This window comes from Pseudomonas sp. NBRC 111130 (genome assembly GCF_001320485.1).
GTDB lineage: Bacteria > Pseudomonadota > Gammaproteobacteria > Pseudomonadales > Pseudomonadaceae > Aquipseudomonas > Aquipseudomonas vlassakiae.
Map to the genome: position 1 here is coordinate 1 of NZ_BCBG01000025.1, position 18,367 is coordinate 18,367.

Annotated in this window: 18 protein-coding genes; 3 read left to right on the forward strand and 15 right to left on the reverse strand. The window is 62.1% G+C overall.

Annotation, left to right across the window (positions count from 1 at the left end):
• Window positions 1-106 precede the first annotated feature (106 nt).
• The 9 genes from msrQ to mrcB form a co-directional block, all read right to left on the reverse strand.
• Window positions 107-718, reverse strand: coding sequence for a protein-methionine-sulfoxide reductase heme-binding subunit MsrQ (gene msrQ / locus APH33_RS13340; RefSeq protein ID WP_054885604.1), 612 nt, complete (start codon window positions 716-718; stop codon window positions 107-109).
• Window positions 718-1,731, reverse strand: coding sequence for a protein-methionine-sulfoxide reductase catalytic subunit MsrP (gene msrP / locus APH33_RS13345; RefSeq protein ID WP_054885605.1), 1,014 nt, complete (start codon window positions 1,729-1,731; stop codon window positions 718-720). Before msrP ends, msrQ begins: the two co-directional genes overlap by 1 nt.
• A 79-nt stretch (window positions 1,732-1,810) precedes the next feature.
• On the reverse strand, window positions 1,811-2,653 hold the full coding sequence (pssA, locus tag APH33_RS13350; protein WP_027917652.1) for a CDP-diacylglycerol--serine O-phosphatidyltransferase: 843 nt from the start codon (window positions 2,651-2,653) through the stop codon (window positions 1,811-1,813).
• Between the two features lie 150 nt (window positions 2,654-2,803).
• Window positions 2,804-3,820 (reverse strand): ketol-acid reductoisomerase, encoded by a 1,017-nt coding sequence (gene ilvC / locus APH33_RS13355; protein WP_054885606.1) that lies wholly within the window; start codon window positions 3,818-3,820, stop codon window positions 2,804-2,806.
• A gap of 55 nt (window positions 3,821-3,875) precedes the next feature.
• A complete protein-coding gene (gene ilvN / locus APH33_RS13360) occupies window positions 3,876-4,367 on the reverse strand; it encodes an acetolactate synthase small subunit (protein WP_003250040.1) in 492 nt (163 codons plus the stop codon).
• A gap of 1 nt (window position 4,368) precedes the next feature.
• Window positions 4,369-6,093 carry an acetolactate synthase 3 large subunit gene (locus tag APH33_RS13365; RefSeq protein ID WP_054885660.1) on the reverse strand — a complete coding sequence of 575 codons (1,725 nt, stop codon included), beginning with the start codon at window positions 6,091-6,093 and terminating at the stop codon, window positions 4,369-4,371.
• A 406-nt stretch (window positions 6,094-6,499) separates the two neighbouring features.
• A complete protein-coding gene (locus tag APH33_RS13370; RefSeq protein ID WP_054885607.1) occupies window positions 6,500-6,832 on the reverse strand; it encodes a YqcC family protein in 333 nt (110 codons plus the stop codon).
• Window positions 6,832-7,617 carry a tetratricopeptide repeat protein gene (locus APH33_RS13375; RefSeq protein WP_054885608.1) on the reverse strand — a complete coding sequence of 262 codons (786 nt, stop codon included), beginning with the start codon at window positions 7,615-7,617 and terminating at the stop codon, window positions 6,832-6,834. The genes APH33_RS13370 and APH33_RS13375 overlap by 1 nt, the downstream gene beginning before the upstream one ends.
• A gap of 16 nt (window positions 7,618-7,633) precedes the next feature.
• Window positions 7,634-9,955: a penicillin-binding protein 1B gene (gene mrcB / locus APH33_RS13380; RefSeq protein WP_054885609.1), complete on the reverse strand. Its 2,322-nt coding sequence runs from the start codon at window positions 9,953-9,955 to the stop codon at window positions 7,634-7,636.
• A 117-nt stretch (window positions 9,956-10,072) separates the two neighbouring features.
• Here mrcB and APH33_RS13385 point away from each other — a divergent pair, with 117 nt between their 5' ends.
• Window positions 10,073-11,635 (forward strand): bifunctional aminoglycoside phosphotransferase/ATP-binding protein, encoded by a 1,563-nt coding sequence (locus tag APH33_RS13385; RefSeq protein ID WP_054885610.1) that lies wholly within the window; start codon window positions 10,073-10,075, stop codon window positions 11,633-11,635.
• 248 nt (window positions 11,636-11,883) lie between these two features.
• The gene (locus APH33_RS13390; protein WP_054885611.1) at window positions 11,884-12,159 is read left to right on the forward strand and encodes a TfoX/Sxy family protein; all 276 of its coding nucleotides are present in this window, start codon (window positions 11,884-11,886) and stop codon (window positions 12,157-12,159) included.
• A 201-nt stretch (window positions 12,160-12,360) separates the two neighbouring features.
• Here APH33_RS13390 and APH33_RS13395 read toward each other — a convergent pair whose 3' ends face one another.
• Genes APH33_RS13395 through APH33_RS13410 form a run of 4 tightly spaced genes read right to left on the reverse strand, consistent with a single transcriptional unit; the run spans window position 12,361 to window position 15,937 of the window.
• Window positions 12,361-13,248, reverse strand: a complete 888-nt coding sequence (locus APH33_RS13395) for a ChaN family lipoprotein (protein WP_054885612.1) — start codon at window positions 13,246-13,248, stop codon at window positions 12,361-12,363.
• Window positions 13,249-13,260: 12 nt separating this feature from the next.
• Window positions 13,261-14,028: a heme ABC transporter ATP-binding protein gene (locus APH33_RS13400; RefSeq protein WP_054885613.1), complete on the reverse strand. Its 768-nt coding sequence runs from the start codon at window positions 14,026-14,028 to the stop codon at window positions 13,261-13,263.
• Window positions 14,028-15,011 (reverse strand): iron ABC transporter permease, encoded by a 984-nt coding sequence (locus tag APH33_RS13405; RefSeq protein ID WP_177332392.1) that lies wholly within the window; start codon window positions 15,009-15,011, stop codon window positions 14,028-14,030. Before APH33_RS13405 ends, APH33_RS13400 begins: the two co-directional genes overlap by 1 nt.
• A gap of 50 nt (window positions 15,012-15,061) precedes the next feature.
• On the reverse strand, window positions 15,062-15,937 hold the full coding sequence (locus tag APH33_RS13410; protein WP_054885615.1) for a hemin ABC transporter substrate-binding protein: 876 nt from the start codon (window positions 15,935-15,937) through the stop codon (window positions 15,062-15,064).
• Between the two features lie 148 nt (window positions 15,938-16,085).
• On the opposite strand from APH33_RS13410, the gene APH33_RS13415 reads away from it, so the two are divergent.
• The gene (locus APH33_RS13415; RefSeq protein ID WP_054885616.1) at window positions 16,086-16,403 is read left to right on the forward strand and encodes a Rieske (2Fe-2S) protein; all 318 of its coding nucleotides are present in this window, start codon (window positions 16,086-16,088) and stop codon (window positions 16,401-16,403) included.
• Here APH33_RS13415 and sfsA read toward each other — a convergent pair.
• Together sfsA and APH33_RS13425 are read right to left on the reverse strand one after the other, a co-directional pair.
• Complete coding sequence (sfsA, locus tag APH33_RS13420; protein ID WP_054885617.1) at window positions 16,393-17,106, reverse strand: DNA/RNA nuclease SfsA; 714 nt, start codon at window positions 17,104-17,106, stop codon at window positions 16,393-16,395. The two genes, APH33_RS13415 and sfsA, sit on opposite strands and share 11 nt — an antisense overlap.
• Entirely contained in the window at window positions 17,107-18,279 is a 1,173-nt protein-coding gene (locus APH33_RS13425) for a pyridoxal phosphate-dependent aminotransferase (protein WP_054885618.1), read from the reverse strand. It abuts the gene before it with no gap.
• Between the last annotated feature and the right edge of the window lie 88 nt (window positions 18,280-18,367).

Here is an 18,367-nt window from a genome sequence, read left to right on the forward strand (position 1 = left end):
GCCTAACTCGTTGAATTTCAAGGAGTTTGTCGTCCCGATGTCGCTGGAAGTGGGGCGCATTATAAGGGGATTCGAACCCCCGTCAACCTTTTCTTTCAAAAACATCTCAGAGCACCCTCCCCTGCCTACGGAAAATCCTCGTAAGGATCCGCGCAACAGCAGGAACCCGCATGAACATGAGCAGAGCACCAATGCCTGCATAAATAGCCCACTCCCTCAGATCCGACCGAACGATCCACAGGAAGTGCAACAACCCCAGTCCAAGCACCCCGTACACCAGCTTGTGCAGCTTCTTCCAACGCGCCCCCAGTCGCCGCTGGCTATACCGATTCGAGGTAATCGCCAGCACCAGCAGGCCAAGAAAGCCGAGCGCCCCGACAATAATGTAAGGCCGCTTACGTAGCTCGACCGCCAACTGCCCCCAATCCAGTCCCAGAATAAAGAACAGATAGGCCAGGATGTGCAGCACGATATAGGCAAATACCCATAACCCCAGCTGCCGCCGCACCACGATCCAGCCCGACCAGCCCGAAAGCTTCTGCAGCGGCGTCATGCTCAAAGTCACCAGCAGGAAGGTCAGCGCTCCAAGCCCAAGGCGGTCCATGAAGATTTTCCCAGGGTCCGGGCCAAGCAGGCCCATCGCGGCCTCGTACAACCACCACACGGGAAACAGGCACCCCACGACAAAGATACCCAGTCGCAACCAGGGATAGCGCATCAATAGTTCTTCCGCAGATCGAGCCCGCTATACAGTGACGCCACTTCATCGGCGTAACCATTGAACATCTGTGTCTGCCGCACATTCGGACTGAACAGCCCACTGGGCAAACGGCGCTCCCGCGCCTGAGTCCAGCGCGGATGATCAACGGTCGGATTCACATTGGCATAGAAGCCATACTCATCCGGCGCCAACCCCTGCCAGGTTGTTCCTGGCTGCTCGGCCACCAGGCTGATGCGCACGATCGACTTGATACTTTTGAAGCCGTACTTCCAAGGTACTACCAGGCGTAACGGCGCACCGTTCTGATTGGGTAGCTCCCGGCCATACATGCCTACCGCCAGAATCGCCAAAGGATGCATCGCCTCATCCAGACGCAAACCTTCTCTGTATGGCCAGTCGATCAAGGCAAACCCCGAACGCTGCCCCGCCATGTGCTCGGGATCCTTCAACGTCTCGAAACGGACATAGCGCGCCTTCGACGTAGGCTCGACCTGCTTGAGCACCTGTGCCAAGGGGAACCCCAGCCACGGAATGACCATCGACCACGCCTCGACGCAACGCAACCGATAAATGCGCTCTTCCAGCTGGTAGGGTTTGACGAAGTCTTCCAGCGCATAGCGCCCCGGCTTGCCCACCTCACCATCCACCACCACCGACCAGGGTTCGGTCTTCAGGCTGTCGCCATTGGCGGCCGGGTCGCCCTTGTCCGGGCCGAACTCATAGAAGTTGTTGTAATGGGTGGCGTCCTTGAATGGCGTGATCGCCTCATCCTTGACCGTCACAGCCTGCCAACGTGCAGCAGCGAGCTTGTCGGTAAACCAGCGGGGCGCGGCGCCGGGCGCCACATCGGCATAGCGCGACACATCAGCTGCGCTCGCCCCGCCGGGCAATGCGCCCAAGGCCAGACCGGCCAGCGAGCCACCGAGCAGAGTACGACGGGAAAGGTAGATACCTTCAGGAGTGATCTCCGCTGCCTTGCAGTCGGAAGACTTGGGAAGCTTGATGAGCATGGTCGGCTCCACACCACTGGATAACGGATGTACCAGTAAGACTATGGAGCCGGAGGGTTATTCCAGCGTTAAGGAATTATCACGCTTTGCGCCGACGCCCGCGCAGCAGGAACTGGATCGGCCCCGATGCCGCATAGGCGAGGAAGATCAGCAGCAGGATGCGCGGCGGGTCGCTGAACACCACGGCAAACACCAGCACCACCGCGAGGATCGCCACGAACGGCACGCGCCCCTTGAGGTCCAGCTCCTTGAAGCTGTTGTACTTGATGTTGCTGACCATCAGCATGCCCGCAGCGGCAACCAGCAGTGCCACCAGGAACGACAGCTTGGAGCCCTGAATGCCATAGTCGCTGAATGCCCAGACGGTACCGGCGACCACACCGGCGGCGGCCGGACTGGCCAGGCCGATGAAGTAGCGCTTGTCGGCAGTGCCAACCTGGGTATTGAAACGCGCCAGACGCAACGCCGCACCCGCTACATAGATGAAGGCGACCATCCAGCCGACCTTGCCCATGTCACCCAGCGCCCAGCCGAAGGCCAGCAGGGCCGGGGCCACACCGAAGGCGACCATGTCCGATAGCGAGTCGTACTCGGCACCGAAGGCGCTCTGGGTATTGGTCATGCGCGCCACACGACCATCGAGGCCGTCGAGCACCATGGCCACGAAGATCGCAATGGCGGCAAAGGCGAAATACTTGCTCGCCTCGCGTGGATCGCCAGCGCTCTGCGCACTCATCGAGCTGATGATGGAATAGAAACCGGCAAACAGGTTGGCGGTGGTGAAAAGGTTGGGCAGCAGATAGATGCCGCGATGGCGCACCTTGCGCCCTTCGGCGTCATGCCCTTCTTCAACGTGCTCATCGACAGGTAGCAGGCTTTCGGCGTCGGAGGGCTTGTTCGGCTCTTCGGGACGTTCGCTCATGGAGGGTACCTTGCAACAGGATGGAAAATGTTCGACACGGGCCCGCAAAACTGGTTCTGACGGCGAGCCACTGGTCTGCTTTATACCAGAAGCTGACTGCCAGAACGAAAAAACGCGGCCGAAGCCGCGTTTTTCATCTTTCGATAAGACTTAGTTCTTGGTCTTGTCGACGATTTTGTTAGCCGAGATCCAAGGCATCATCGAACGCAGCTGCTCGCCGATGATCTCGATGCCGTGAGCGGCGTTGTTGCGGCGCTTGGCGGTCATCGATGGGTAGTTGGTAGCACCTTCGGAGATGAACATCTTCGCGTACTCACCGTCCTGGATGCGCTTCAGAGCGTTACGCATGGCCTTGCGGGATTCTTCGTTGATGACTTCCGGACCGGTGACGTACTCACCGTACTCGGCGTTGTTGGAGATCGAGTAGTTCATGTTGGCGATGCCGCCTTCGTACATGAGGTCAACGATCAGCTTCAGCTCGTGCAGGCACTCGAAGTAGGCCATTTCTGGCGCGTAGCCTGCTTCAACCAGGGTTTCGAAGCCGGCTTTGACCAGCTCGACGGTACCACCACACAGAACAGCCTGCTCACCGAACAGGTCGGTTTCGGTCTCGTCCTTGAAGGTGGTTTCGATGATACCGGTACGGCCGCCGCCTACGCCCGAAGCGTACGACAGGGCGACGTTCTTGGCATTGCCGGAGGCGTCCTGGTAAATAGCGATCAGGTCAGGGATACCGCCACCTTTGACGAACTCGGAACGCACGGTGTGGCCCGGTGCTTTTGGCGCGATCATGATCACGTCGAGGTCGGCACGTGGAACAACCTGGTTGTAGTGGATGGCGAAGCCGTGGGAGAAGGCCAGGGTAGCGCCCTTCTTGATGTTCGGCTCGATTTCCTGCTTGTACAGCTGGCCCTGGAACTCGTCCGGGGTCAGGATCATGACCAGGTCGGCGGCAGCGACAGCGGAGGCAACGTCGGTCACTTTCAGGCCATGGGCTTCAGCCTTGGCAACGGTGGCCGAACCTTTACGCAGACCGATGGTGACATCTACACCGGAGTCCTTCAGGTTGCACGCCTGAGCGTGGCCCTGAGAACCGTAACCGATGATGGCGACTTTCTTACCCTGGATGATGGAAAGGTCGCAGTCTTTATCGTAGAAAACTTTCATGAAAATACCCCTGGTTATATCTCGGCCCCTGCGGAGCCATCGCTAATTTTTGAATTTAGATGCTGAGCACTTTGTCGCCACGGGCGATGCCGGTAACGCCACTGCGCACGGTTTCGAGAATCGATGCGGTGCCGATCGCCTGGATGAAGCTGTCCAGCTTGTCGCTGGTGCCGCTCAGCTGCACGGTGTACACGCTGGCGGTCACATCGACGATCTGGCCACGGAAGATATCCGTGGTGCGCTTGATCTCGGCGCGCTGGGCACCGGTGGCCTTGACCTTGACCAGCATCAGTTCACGCTCGATGTGGGCGCTTTCCGACAGGTCGACCAGTTTTACCACTTCGACCAGCTTGTTCAGGTTCTTGGTGATTTGTTCAATCACTTCGTCATGGCCAACGGTGGTCAGCGTCAGACGCGACAGGGTCGGGTCTTCGGTCGGCGCCACGGTCAGGCTTTCAATGTTGTAGTTGCGCTGGGAGAACAGGCCGACCACACGGGACAGAGCACCGGGTTCGTTTTCCAGCAGCAGGGAAATGATGTGCCGCATATCAGGTACGCTCCGTCTTGCTCAGCCACATGTCACGCATCGAGCCATCCTTGATCTGCATCGGATAGACGTGCTCGCTGCGGTCGACCGCGATGTCGATGAACACCAGGCGGTCCTTCATCGCAAACGCTTCTTCCAGCTTCGGCTTGAGATCTTTCAGGCTGGTGATGCGGATACCCACATGGCCGTAGGCCTCGGCCAGCTTGATGAAGTCAGGCAGCGACTCGACGTACGAGTGCGAATGACGACCGTTGTAGGCCATGTCCTGCCATTGGCGGACCATGCCCAATACACCGTTGTTAAGGTTGACGATCTTCACCGGCAAGCCGTACTGCATGCAGGTGGACAGCTCCTGGATGTTCATCTGGATGCTGCCTTCACCAGTCACGCAGGCAACGTCCTGATCCGGGAAGTTGAGCTTGACGCCCATCGCTGCCGGGAAGCCGAAGCCCATGGTGCCCAGGCCACCGGAGTTGATCCAGCGGTTCGGCTTGTTGAAGCGGTAGTACTGCGCCGCGAACATCTGGTGCTGGCCAACGTCCGAGGTGACGAAAGCATCGCCATGGGTCACTTCGCACAGGGTCTCGATGACTTTTTGCGGTTTGATGACGTTGCCGTCGCCCTTGTCATAAGGGAACAGCTCGCCATTGCCACGCCATTCGTCGATCTGCTTCCACCAGGCATCCAGCGCCACCTTGTCAGGCTGCTCGCCGATTTCCTTGAGGATGCCAAGCATTTCGCCGAGCACGCTGTCGACCGGGCCAACGATCGGCACGTCGGCTTTGATCATCTTGGAAATCGACGCCGGGTCGATGTCGACATGGATGATCTTGGCATTCGGGCAGAACTTGGCCGGGCCATTGACCACGCGGTCGTCGAAACGCGCGCCGACAGCAAAGATCACGTCGGCATTGTGCATGGCCATGTTGGCAGTGAAGCTGCCGTGCATGCCGAGCATGCCGAGGAACTGACGGTCGGTCCCCGGGAAGCCACCCAACCCCATCAGGGTGTTGGTGACCGGCAGATTCAGTGACTTGGCGATTTCGGTCAGGGCTTCGGAGCCACCGCCGAGGATCACGCCGCCACCGGCATAGACGATCGGGCGCTTGGCCGCCAGGAGCATTTCGGCAGCCTTGCGGATCTGGCCGGAATGACCGCGCACAGCCGGGCTGTAAGAGCGCAGCTTGACCTTCTTCGGATAGACGTACTCGAACTTCTCGGCCGGGTTGGTCATATCTTTTGGAATGTCGACCACGACCGGGCCCGGGCGACCGGATTGCGCCAGGTAGAAGGCTTTCTTGAGTACTTCAGGGATCTCGGTCGGGTTCTTGATCATGAAGCTGTGCTTCACGATCGGCCGCGAGATACCGATCATGTCGGTTTCCTGGAAGGCATCGGTACCTACCATGGTGCTAGGCACCTGGCCGGACAGGATGACCATCGGAATCGAATCCATGTAGGCGGTGGCAATGCCGGTAATGGCATTGGTCGCGCCCGGACCGGAGGTTACCAGCACCACGCCGGCCTTGCCGGTGGCGCGGGCGTAGCCGTCCGCCATATGGGTTGCCGCCTGCTCGTGACGAACCAGGATGTGTTCCACTTCCGGCTCTTTGAACAGCGCGTCATAAACATGAAGGAGAGCACCACCAGGGTACCCGTAGATGTGCTTAACGCCTTCGTCACGCAAGAAGCGGACGACCATCTCAGCGCCAGATAAAAGCTCCACGTTGTTCACCTCTAAAACGCCAGAATACCGTCCCTAGTGGACGGGTCTTAATAGGTTTACTGCCAAGCAGAGCATGAGCGAACGTCAGCACTGACTGAGCAAGTATTGGGAGCTCCCCAGATGTTGCGGGGGTTTCCCACCCAGCGCGAGGTAACGCGTTGCGGGGTGTAACAGGCGGCGCGGGTGTGCGCCTCATGATCTGCCTAGCGGGTCTGCTTCTGGCAGTCCCTCTACAGCGGAATCTGGATTCTTGTGATTTGGCGCCTACAAGTCAAGAAAAATTATTGCCAATTTTTCCCGAAGATGAATTCCTGCCACCACTAAAAACCGAGTCAGCAGCAGAAAAAATAAGAATTTAATAAAAAAGGGCCACAATCTGCGGCCCTTGAAGGAAAAACTGAAGAAATCAGGCGGAAGGAGCGATCAATTGATCGAATGCTGCCAACAGGCGGCGCAGCTCGCGACTTTCTTCCGGACGATCGGTGAACACGGTTTCCGCCATCACCAGGATGCTCGAGGCATTGGGCAGGGGGTGGCCGAGTTCGATGATGATCTTCATGCGTGGCAGGAAGATCCACTGCAACCACTGCTCGAAGCTCAGCGTGTCGACCGCGAAAGGAACGGTACTGGCCAGCGCGTCGTCGCTCGGCGGCTCATCATCCCACCAGCCTTGCACCTGCAGCTCACGCTCGATGAGCAGCAGGTGGTCGGCGATATCGAGAACGCGTTGCTCGATCATCACGAGCTGACCCGCGCTTTCTGCCGCGCCAAGGCGGCACCGGCGCTGTCACCCTGCTTATCGCGGGCCTGGGCGATGGTGTTCCACAGCTCGGCCTGCAGGTCGGGGCGGCCATTGGCGTAGGTCAACGCACGGCGGGCCAGTTGCTCGGCCTGTGGCGCGTCGCCCTGCGACAGGCGCACCTGGGCCAGGCGGAACAGCACCTGAGGCTCGCGCGGGGCAATGCGCTGGGCGCGCTCCAGGCTCGAGGCGGCACCGTTGAAGTCACCGCTGCCCTGCTGCGACTGAGCGGTGGTCAGCAGCGCCAGTACCGGGCCATCAAGCTGTTCATCGGCCGAGAGACCACCGGAAGCGGCACTGCTGCGCGGGATGCCGGTCGGCGCGCTGGATGCGGCCGGCGCGCTGTTCATCGATGCGATATCGAAGGGTTCGTCAGCGATCGGGTTAGGGTTTGTCGTGATCGGCGCCGAAGTCACAGGGCCTGGCGTGATAGGGCCGGTGCTGATTGGCGCCGCGCTACTGCCCGCCGGGAAGGTCTGGATGCCTGCGGCCCCCGCGCCTTGCGGAATCATCACGGTCACGCCCGAGTCCTCTGGCAGCGACTGTGCCTGCGCGGTGCCGTTGCTCATGCCCGCCGAACGGTGGGCCTGGACGCGCTCACTATTGGACACCCGGGTGCTCGAGTCCACCACCGGAATGTTGCCTCGCGGCACGCTGGAGCAACCCTGGAGCACTACCAGCGCCGTCACGGCAGGAAACAGCCACTTTTTCAATTCACACCTCATCAATGCTGCGTTGGGCTCAGTTCATCCAGCCCTTGACCCAGTCCATGACCGACTCTACGGGATTCTGCTCACCGCCGCAGGTCGCTCCGGCGGGCGGTTCACTGCCGCGAATATACGGCATCTGCACGGCGCCCGGACAGCTTCTGTCAGAACCATGGCCGCTGTACGGATCGATCCAGGCCTGCACCACATTGTCTGGCTGTGGCATGTCCAATGGCAGCGGGTCGGCCTTCTTCATGAAGCTGGTCCACACCTGCAGGGCGCCGGTGGCACCGGTAAATGGCGTCTTGCCGTTGTCGTCTCGGCCCATCCACACCACTGCCAGCAGGTCCTGGCTGAAGCCAGAGAACCAGCTGTCGCGTGAATCGTTACTGGTGCCGGTCTTGCCCGCCAGGGTCAGCGAGCTTGGCAGCACGTTGTAGACCGAGCGACCGGTACCTTCACGCATCACCCGTTGCATGGCGTTCTGTACCAGGTAGATAGCACCTGGGTCGAAGGTCTGCTGGATCTGGAACGGGTAGCGCTTGAGCGGCTCGCCCTCGGCCGTGAGCACGCTGCGGATGCCGCGCATCGGCGTGTTGAAGCCACCGTTGGCGATGGTCTGGTACATCGTCGCGACTTGCATGGGCGACATGCCGCCAGCACCCAGCAGCATTGCCGGGAAGGCTGGCCAATCGACGTTGACGCCGAGGCGGCCAATGGTCTTGATCACATTCGGCACACCGACTTCCAGGCCGAGCTTGGCAGTCGACAGGTTCAGCGAGTTGGCCAGGCCCTGGTACAGGTAGATCGTACCGTGCGAACGCCGGTCATAGTTTTGCGGGCGCCATACCTGGCCATCGGCTCCTTTTACCGAGAACGGTTCGTCCTGCACCCAGGAGGTCAGGGTGTACTTGCTTGGCTGCTCCAGCGCGGTCAGGTACACCGCCGGCTTGACCAGCGAGCCGATCGGCCGCACGGCGTCGATGGCACGGTTGAAGCCCGCAAACCCGGACTGGCGGCTGCCGATCAATGCCTGCACCTCGCCGGTTTCCGGGTTGGTCACGACCATCGCCGATTCCACCTCGTCGGCACCTTTACGCCCGGCCAGGCGCTTGAAGGTTTCGGCCATGGAGGTTTCAGCCTTCATCTGCAGGATCGGGTCGAAGCTGGTGAAGATGCGCAGGCCTTCCTCGGTCAAGTCTTCGTCACGGTAGTCCTGGCGCAACTGGCGCTTGACCAGGTCAAGGAATGCCGGGAACGAACTGTCGGCCAGGCTGCCGCGCTTGGTTACGCCCAACGGCATCTTCTTCGCCGCATCGACCTCCGCCTGGCTGGCCACGCCTTGCTCGGCGACCAGGTCGAGGACCAGGTTACGCCGCGCCAGCGCACGGTCAGGGTAACGCCGCGGGTTGTAATAAGACGGCCCCTTGACCATGCCAACCAGCAAGGCGATCTGGTGCAGTTTCAGCTCCGACAGCGGCTGGCTGAAGAAGAACTGGCTGGCCAGGCCGAAGCCATGCACGGCGCGCTGGCCATCCTGGCCGACGAATACTTCGTTGAGGTAGGCCTCGAGGATCTCGCGCTTGTCGTAATGCATTTCCAGCAGCACGGCCATCATCGCTTCAGTCAGCTTACGGGTGAGGCTACGCTCGCTGGTCAGGTAGAAGTTTTTCACCAGCTGCTGGGTCAGGGTACTGCCGCCCTGGCGCATCGAACCGGCCGAAGTGTTGACCCACATGGCCCGGGCGATGGACTTGGGCGACACGCCGAAGTGGCTGTAGAAGTCCCGGTCCTCGGTGGCTACCAGGGTTTCGAGCAGGTATGGCGGCACCTGGTCGATCTTGATCAGGATGCGATCTTCGAGGTTCTTCGGGTAGATGCCGCCGATCATCAGCGGCTCAAGGCGTACCACGTCGAGTTTCTTGCCGTTGGCACCGGCGAGGTCTGCCACATAGTCGCCGGAGAAGCGCACACGCACGAACTGCGCAGGCTCCATACCCTCGTAGAACTGGAAGCCACGTGTATTGAGGTCGACGGTATTGCCGTTGACCGCCGCCGCGCCCGGGCCGTTGGCCGCGCTTTCACGCCGGTAACCGAGGGCGTCGAGTTCGGTGAGGAAGTCGTTCTTGCTCAGTTTCTGGCCGCTGAACAGCTCCAGCGGCCGGGCATACACCTTGGCCGGGATGGTCCAGCGCTTGCCGGAGAACTTCTCCTGAACGATGGCATCAAGGTAAACCGCGAAGCCGGCGACGATCACCAGGCCGACCAGGCTGAGCTTCAAGGCCCAGCCCAGCCAGGCGCGCGAGCGGCCGGTCGGGCGTTTCTGAGGGGTACGGGGATTTCGGGTTCGAGTCATGGCGGCGGATTATACGCACTTTATGAAGGGTAGGCAGGCGCCCTCTGGCGGTAGGCAGGGACGGCACCATTGACCATAATGGCGCTTTCGAATTCCCTGTCCCCGGAAGGATTTCCCGTGAGCCAAGCCTTGATCAACGCGTTGCAGAACCCTGCCCTGTACCCTCATCCCGTGGACGGGTTCCAGCTCATCGAGACGCACATCTCCTGGGTCCTGCTCACCGGCGAGTACGCCTACAAGATCAAGAAGCCGATGAACTTCGGCTTCCTCGACTTCACCAGCCTGGGCCAGCGCCAGCATTTCTGTAACGAAGAGCTGCGCCTGAACCAGCGCCTGACCGACGGCCTGTACCTTGAGGTCCTGCCAATCACCGGCAGCGCCGAAGCGCCACAGATCGGTGGTGAAGGTGAAGCGATCGAATATGTACTGAAGATGCGCCAGTTCCCCCAAGGCCAGATGCTCAACACCCTGCAGGCCAATGGCGAGCTGAATACCAGCCACATCGACCAGATGGCCCGGCAGATTGCCGAATTCCACCTGCAGGCACCGAAAGTGTCGCCGGAGCATCCGCTGGGCACCCCGGAAAGCGTGATGGCTCCGGTCGAGCAGAACTTCGAGCAGATCCGCCCGTTCCTCAGCGACAAAGCCGACCTGCAGCAACTGGACAACCTCCAGGCCTGGGCGCGCAGCAGCTTCGAGCGCCTGCATGGCCTGCTCCAGGCGCGCAAGGCCAATGGTTTCATCCGCGAGTGCCACGGTGACATTCACCTGGGCAACGCGACCCTGATCGATGGCAAGGTGGTGATCTTCGACTGCATCGAGTTCAACGAGCCGTTCCGCCTGACTGACGTCTACGCCGACATCGGTTTCCTGGCCATGGACCTGGAAGACCGTGGCCTCAAGTGCCTGGCCCGCCGCTTCATCAGCCAGTACCTGGAGCTGACCGGCGACTACGCCGGCCTGGAACTGCTGAACTTCTACAAGGCCTACCGCGCACTGGTACGGGCCAAGGTCGCCCTGTTCAGCCTGTCGGCCGATGCCGACGCCGTGCAGCGCGCCACGACCCTGCGCACCTACCGCAACTACGCCAACCTGGCGGAAAGCTACAGCGCCATTCCTTCCCGCCTGCTTGCTATCACCCATGGCGTGTCGGCAGTGGGCAAGAGCCACGTGGCCATGCGCCTGGTCGAGGCGCTGGGCGCGGTTCGCCTGCGTTCGGATGTGGAGCGCAAGCGCCTGTTCGGCGAACAGCAGGCGCAGAACGCCGGCCAACTCGCGGCCGGGATCTATGACCAGGACGCCAGCGTGGCCACCTACCAGCGCCTGCACGCGCTGGCGGCGACGATCTTGCGTGCCGGCTTCCCGGTGGTGCTCGATGCCACCTACCTCAAGGCTGAACAGCGCCAGGCCGCAGCAGCAGTGGCCAACGAGACTGGCGTGCCATTCCTGATCCTCGACTGCCATGCACCGGAAGCGGTGATCGCCAGCTGGCTGGAGCAGCGCCAGGCCGAGAACAGCGACCCGTCGGATGCCACGCTTGAAGTGGTCAAGGCCCAGCAGGCCAGCCGTGAGCCACTGGATGCCCAGGAGCTGGCAAACAGCACCCGCATCGATACCCAGGAAGCCAGCGGCATGGACCAGGTGATCGACCAGATTCGCCAGCGTCTGCCAGGCCTGTAAGTCCTCCGCTTTTGTGTACTGGCCCCTTCGCGGGTAAACCCGCTCCCACAAGGTTCTCTGCCGACATCGAGATTGGCGTAGTACCTGTGGGAGCGGGTTCACCCGCGAAGAGGCCGGCACAGGCTGCCCCTGTCAGCTCGTCGTCCCCGATGGCAAAAGGCCGCGCATTTTCCAACCCCCGCTACACTCCTCTCTGACCTGCTCGCGATTTATCCCCTAGACCCGTTCAGCCATCGCAAGGAGGCTCGATGAACGATGAATTGCAGCACCTGAAGAATCTTGGCAAGACCTCTGCACAGTGGTTGCATGCGGCGGGTATCCACAGCGCGTCGGACTTGCGCCGGCTCGGCGCGGTGGGCGCCTATCAGGCCGTGAAAACGCGAGGGTTCAGGGCGTCGAAGGTGCTGTTGTACGCCATTGAAGGTGCATTGCTGGACATGCACTGGAACGATTTGCCAGCCGAACGCAAGGAAGCGCTCAATCAACAACTGGATGCGAAATGCCCTATCGCCAAAAAAAACTGAAATAAACGCGAGAAGGGTGTTGACGATTAAATGAGAATCGTTATGATTATCACAACTGGTCGCGAGACTGGTTGGATAAACTAAGAGCCCCTGGTTCGGACTCTCAGATTATCTCCTCATCAGGCTAATCACGGTTATTGACCCGGCATTTTGCCGGGTCTTTTTTTGCCCGCAGGTTCACCCCGCCCAGAGGCGTCTTAGCTATTGGCGCAACTGCGCGCAGTAGTCCTGCCCGGGCATCGCCGCCGTGTACCAGACAAAGTCGGCCATCCCGCTTTTGACCTGCTCACCCGCTTCGGCCAGCAGCACCACTTTGCTCTCGCCCGTCGCGCCAAGATCGGCAAGGTGCAAAGGCACCCCCAAGTCCTTGCGCGCATGGAACGACCCGGCCAACAGCAACGCTGGCTGCGGCGCCGCCAGCAGCCGTTCGGCGATACGCCGATCCCGCTGTTGCTGCACAGCCAGCATCGCTGGCAGCTGGCTTTCCGGTAACAGGCCACAATGCCCCTGCTTCACCTGTTCGAGCAGTGCCGCCCGTACCGCTGGCGCATTGGAATGGGTTCCCGACATAACCGCAGGGTGCCGATAGGCCTGGCGCATCTCTGTGGGTGACAGGTTGGCCGCCAACAGCGGCACATGGTGTTGCAAGGCTTCTCGCACAATAGGGCCGTACAATTGCCAGTCCCAGCCGTCGTCCCAGGCCAGGGCCTTGGGCAGGTCCTGTGGCAGTTGCGCTCGCCCGGCGAGCGCATCGACGCCGGCCTGCTGCTCGGGCTGCAGCATTTCCAGCAACAGGCTGCCCTGCGCCCGGCGCAGCTGCAGCGCACGCATCAACCACAGCTGCAAGGCGTGATGATCCGGGTTGTCATGCTTCTCGCCGATCAACACCCGTGGCGCATGGGCCAGGCGCTCGACCAGCTGTTCGGGGCTGATCACCTGTCCACTGGCCAGATCGTGAATCTGCCCCAGTTCGGCGTTATCCCGCCCCTCGCTGCTTTGCCAGGCCGGCAACGGCGGCAGGTTGGCCTGACAGCCACCCAGCGCCAGCGCCAGGCACAGCAATGAAACGCACAGCAAAGGATGACCCATGGGCAGTGCCTCCTAGCGGGTAATGATCAGCGGGTGGCCACGTTCCGGGTGCGCCTGCACCAGCACGTCGATGCCGAACACGGCCTTGAGTGACACAGGTGTCAGCACCTCCCGCGGACTGGCCAGGGCATGGCAGCGGCCGCTTTCGAGAAGCAGGACACGATCGCAGTAGCGTGCAGCCAGGTTGAGGTCATGCAGGATCACCAGCACTGCTGCACCACGGTCGGCGAAGCTGCGTACGGTTTCCAGCGTCGTATGCTGATGCAAAGGATCGAGCATGGAAGTCGGTTCGTCGAGCAACAGCGTGGTCCCCTTTTCCCCCGGCCAGAGCTGGGCCAGAACCCGTGCCAGGTGCACACGTTGGCGCTCACCACCGGACAGCGCCAGGTAACTGCGCTCAACCAGGTGCCAGGCATCCGCGGCACGCAACGCTGCCTCGACGATCTCCCGGTCACGCTGCCGACCACTGCCGTGGGGCAGCCGCCCCATGCCGACTACCTCCTCGACACGGAAGGCGAAGCCCAGGCTGGATACCTGTGGCAGCACCGCCAGGCGCTGTGCCCGAGCCTGGCCCGGCCATTGAGCCAGGGCTCTACCCTGCAGGGTCACCTGCCCGTGGCTTGGCGTGAGCTCGCCGCACAATGCCCCCAGCAGGCTGCTCTTACCCGCGCCATTAGGCCCCAGCACGCCCAGCACCTGCCCAGGCTCCAGCTGCAGATTGATGTCATGCAGCACTTCATTGCTGCCTCGGCGCAGATGCAGGTTTTGGACCTCAAGCATCAATTACGCCCTCGAACCAGCAAAAACAGGAAGAACGGGGCACCGATGAATGCGGTCACGATACCAATGGGCAATTCAGCCGGGGCCAACGCCAAGCGCGCCACCAGGTCGGCAAACAACAGCAAGGCCCCACCGGCCAACAGCGAGGCTGGCAACAATACCCTATGGTCGGGGCCAGCCAGCAACCGCACCAGATGTGGCACCACCAGGCCAACGAAGCCGATCAGCCCCGCTGCGGCGACTGCAGCGCCAACCCCTAAAGCCGTGCAGCACACCAGCTCGCGCTTGAGCCGCTCCACTTCGATGCCCAGATGCCGCGCTTCCGATTCACCGAGCAATAACGCATTGAGCGCCTGAGCCCGGCGCGGCAGCCAGAGCGCCACCCCCGCAGTGATCAGCAACAAAGGCCAGAGCCGCTCGTAACTGGCTCCATTGAGGCTGCCCAGATTCCAGAAGGTCAGCGTGCGCAGCGTGGCGTCATCGGCCAGGTAGGTAAACAGCCCCACCGCCGAGCCGCCGAGCGCTGTCAGCGCAATGCCGGCCAGCATCATCGTGGCGACGTTGGTCTGCCCCTCACGCCGTCCCAATCGGTACACCAGCGCCGTGACGCCCAGCCCGCCGATGAAAGCGCAGGCCGACAGCAGGTACGGGGCAAGCCCTTCCGGGACACCCCCTAGCCAGCTGCCGCCGACAATCGCCACCGCCGCCCCCAGCGCCGCACCACTGGCGACACCGACCAGGCCGGGGTCGGCCAACGGGTTGCGGAACAGGCCCTGCATGGCCACTCCGGAAAGCGCCAGCACAGCGCCCACGGCCAGCCCCAGCAGCGTCCGGGGCATGCGGATCTGGCCAAGGATCATGTCTGCCTGTTCCAGGCCGTCAGCGGCAATTGGCAGCCCGAGCAAACGCAGGCCGGCGCGCAAGGTATCCCCTGGCGGCAGGCTGACCGGCCCAAGGGCCAGCGACAGCCAGATGGCCAGCAGGCACAGCAAAGCCAGGCAAACAAAAAGCGTTCGCGGCGGGATACGCTGTTTCATTTGGCAGCGCTTGCCGGGTAGAACGCTGTCGCCAGCTCCTGCATGGCGGTTGGCAGGCGGGGGCCGAGACCTCCCACCAGCAAGGTCGGGTCGAGCGATACCAGGCGCTTGTCGCGCACTGCTCGGGAAGCGGCCAACGCAGGGTTCTCTTTGACCAACGCCTGCAAGGCCTGCTCACCGCTCAACGCACGATCGGAAAACACTACGACATCCGGGTCGAGCGCTGCCAGCGCCTCACTGGAGAAATTCCTGTAGCCCTGGTGTTCGGCAAGGTTGCGCCCCCCCGCCTGGCGGAGCACCCAGTCACCTGCAGTGCCCTGCCCGGCAATCAGCGGCCGGGCGCCGGCATGCCCAACCAGCAGCAGCACACCTGGCGCCTGATGATGCTGCTGAGCCTGCCTGACCTGCGATTGCAGCGCTTCGAGTTGCTGATGATAGCCCGCCGCCAACTGTGCGGCTTTGTCCTCGGCACCGAGCAAGGTGCCCAAGTGCTTGAGATTCTGGTCAACGGCAGCCAGATCGGCCTGACTGGAAAACAACTCGACCGGCACGCCTGCTTTGCGCACCTGCGCCAGCACCGGCGGCGGCCCCATCTCCTCGGTACCCACCAGCACATCCGGATGCAGGCTGAGAATGCCCTCGGCCGACAACTGCCGCTGATAACCAACACTCGGCAAGGCCTTCAGCGACGCGGGGTGCTGGCTGGTGGTATCGACGCCCACCAGGCGTGGCTCGCCACCCAGTTCACTGATCCACTCGCTCAGCGCCCCGCCGGCGCTGACCCAGCGCTGCGGCAATTCGGCGGCCAAGGCCTGAGTGGAAGCAACGAAAACTACGCACAGGGCGAGCAAGCCAGCGGGACGGCGCATCATCGGATTCCTTCTGAAGGCGGGCCGCACGCCTTGTGGCGGGCAGCGGAACTGCGCACCATAGGCAGCCGGCGCAGCAAATGCGGGCAATTTGATAATTATTCGCATTGACGCGTCAAGCCATCACTTTGTTTCACGAGCCTTCCCTGCAATGCATTTTCTTTGTCCTTCCACGGCCCTGGCCGAGGGCCATAGCCGCGCCTTCAGCGTAGACGGCATCGACCTGTTCGGCGTGCGCCGTCAGGGCCAGGTGTACCTGTACCGCAACCGCTGCCCTCACCGCGGCATCCCGCTGAACTGGGCGCAAGATGCCTTTCTTGACGACAGTGCCAGCCTGATCCACTGTGCCCATCATGGCGCGCTGTTTCTGATCGAGAGTGGTGAATGCGTGGCCGGCCCCTGCGAAGGCGAAATGCTGCAGGCCCTGGACTGCCATGAGGACAGCCAGGGCATCTGGCTCAGGGGTTGAGCAACACCGGTAGCCGGCGGTCGATGATGATCTGCTCGTCATCCAGGCGTACCCCGTAGGCCAACACCTCGACCCCGTCGGCCACCGCAGCGCGCAGGGCGTTGGCATAGGCAAGGTCGATTTCATCGGCTGGGCGTACCGCCTCGATGCCGGTCAGGTTCACGCAGTACAGCTGCACCGCACGAATGCCCTGGCGGGCCAAAGCCGCCAGCTCGCGCAAGTGCTTGGCACCGCGCTGGGTCACGGCATCCGGGAACGCCGCCACGGCAGTATCCGGGTAACCCAGGGTCACGCTCTTGACCTCGATATAGGCTGGCCCGGCTGCAAACTCCAGGCGAAAATCCACCCGGCTGCGTTCTTCGCCGTAAGCCACCTCACGTTTCAGCGCGGTAAACCCGGCCAGCTCGTGGATCACTCCGGCACGCAACGCCTCCTCAACCAGCGCATTGGCGCGCCCGGTGTTGATGCAAGCCAGGCGGCCCTGGGGCGTTTCGCTGATTTCCCAGGTGCCTGGCAATTTGCGCTTGGGGTCGTTGGAGCGGCTGAACCACACCTGCCCGCCTTCGCGCATGCAATTAAGCATGGAACCGGTGTTCGGGCAGTGGATGGTCAGTTGCTCGCCACTGGCCGATTCGATATCGGCCAGGAAGCGCTTGTAGCGACGCAGCAGGCGCCCTTGTTCAAGTGGAGGAAAGAACACCATTCAGCCTTGCCAGCTCCGCAACCCACGGGCGATGCGCTCGACCGCCTGCTCCAGGCGCGGCAGGCCCTGGGTATAGGCAAACCGTACATGGTGGCCGGCCAAATGGCGGCCGAAGTCCAGGCCTGGGGTAAAGGCCAGGTGCTCGGTTTCAAGGAAATGCTGGCAGAAAGCAAAGGCATCGCCACCGAACGCGCTGATATCGGCATACAGGTAGAACGCGCCCTGCGGCTCGACGGCAATGCGGAAGCCCAATTCACGCAGGGCCGGCAACAGATAGTCGCGGCGACGGGCGAATTCGGCGCGACGCGCTTCGAAAATCGCCAGCGTTTCCGGCTGGAAGCAGGCCAACGCCGCATGCTGGGCCATGCTCGGTGCACTGATGTAGAGGTTCTGCGCCAGCTTCTCCAGATCGGCCACGGCATTGGGCGGGGCCACCAGCCAGCCGAGCCGCCAGCCGGTCATGCCGAAATACTTGGAAAAACTATTGAGGACAAACGCCGAGTCATCCACTTCCAGCACGCTCGGCGCATCCATGCCGTAGGTCAGGCCGTGGTAGATCTCGTCCACGACCAGGTGACCATGGCGTTCACGGGTGGCCTTGGACAGGCTGGCCAGCTCCTCGCGGCCCAGCACGGTGCCCGTCGGGTTGGCTGGCGAGGCGACCAGGGCGCCGACGCTGTCCTTGTCCCAGTAACGCTCGACCAGGTCGGCGGTGAGCTGGTAGTTGACCTCTGGCCCGACTGGGACCAGCTGCGCGCCGCCTTCGACCAGGCGCAGGAAGTGGCGGTTGCACGGGTAACCCGGGTCAGCCAGCAGCCAGTGCTTGCCGGGGTCGACCAACAAGCTGCTGGCCAGCAGCAACGCCCCGGAGCCGCCCGGCGTGACGAGAATCCGCTCAGGGTCGATCTGCAGGCCATAACGCTGGCCATAGAAACCGGCGATGGCCTCGCGCAGCGCTGGCAGGCCACGGGCGGCGGTATAGCGGGTATGCCCGGCGGCCAACGCGGCCTGGCCGGCAGCGACGATCGGTGCGGCGGTGGTGAAGTCCGGCTCGCCGATTTCAAGGTGGATCACGTCATGGCCGGCTGCTTGCAGCTCGTTGGCCCGCGCCAGCAACGCCATGACGTGGAAGGGTTCGATGCCGCGGCTGCGCGCGCTGTAGGGGTGGGCCATGACCTTCTCTCAATTGGGTCTAAACTGTTGATTCTACCTTTGCAGCGCACCGAACGTGCGCCGCGCGCTGCGGTCAACACCTAGGATC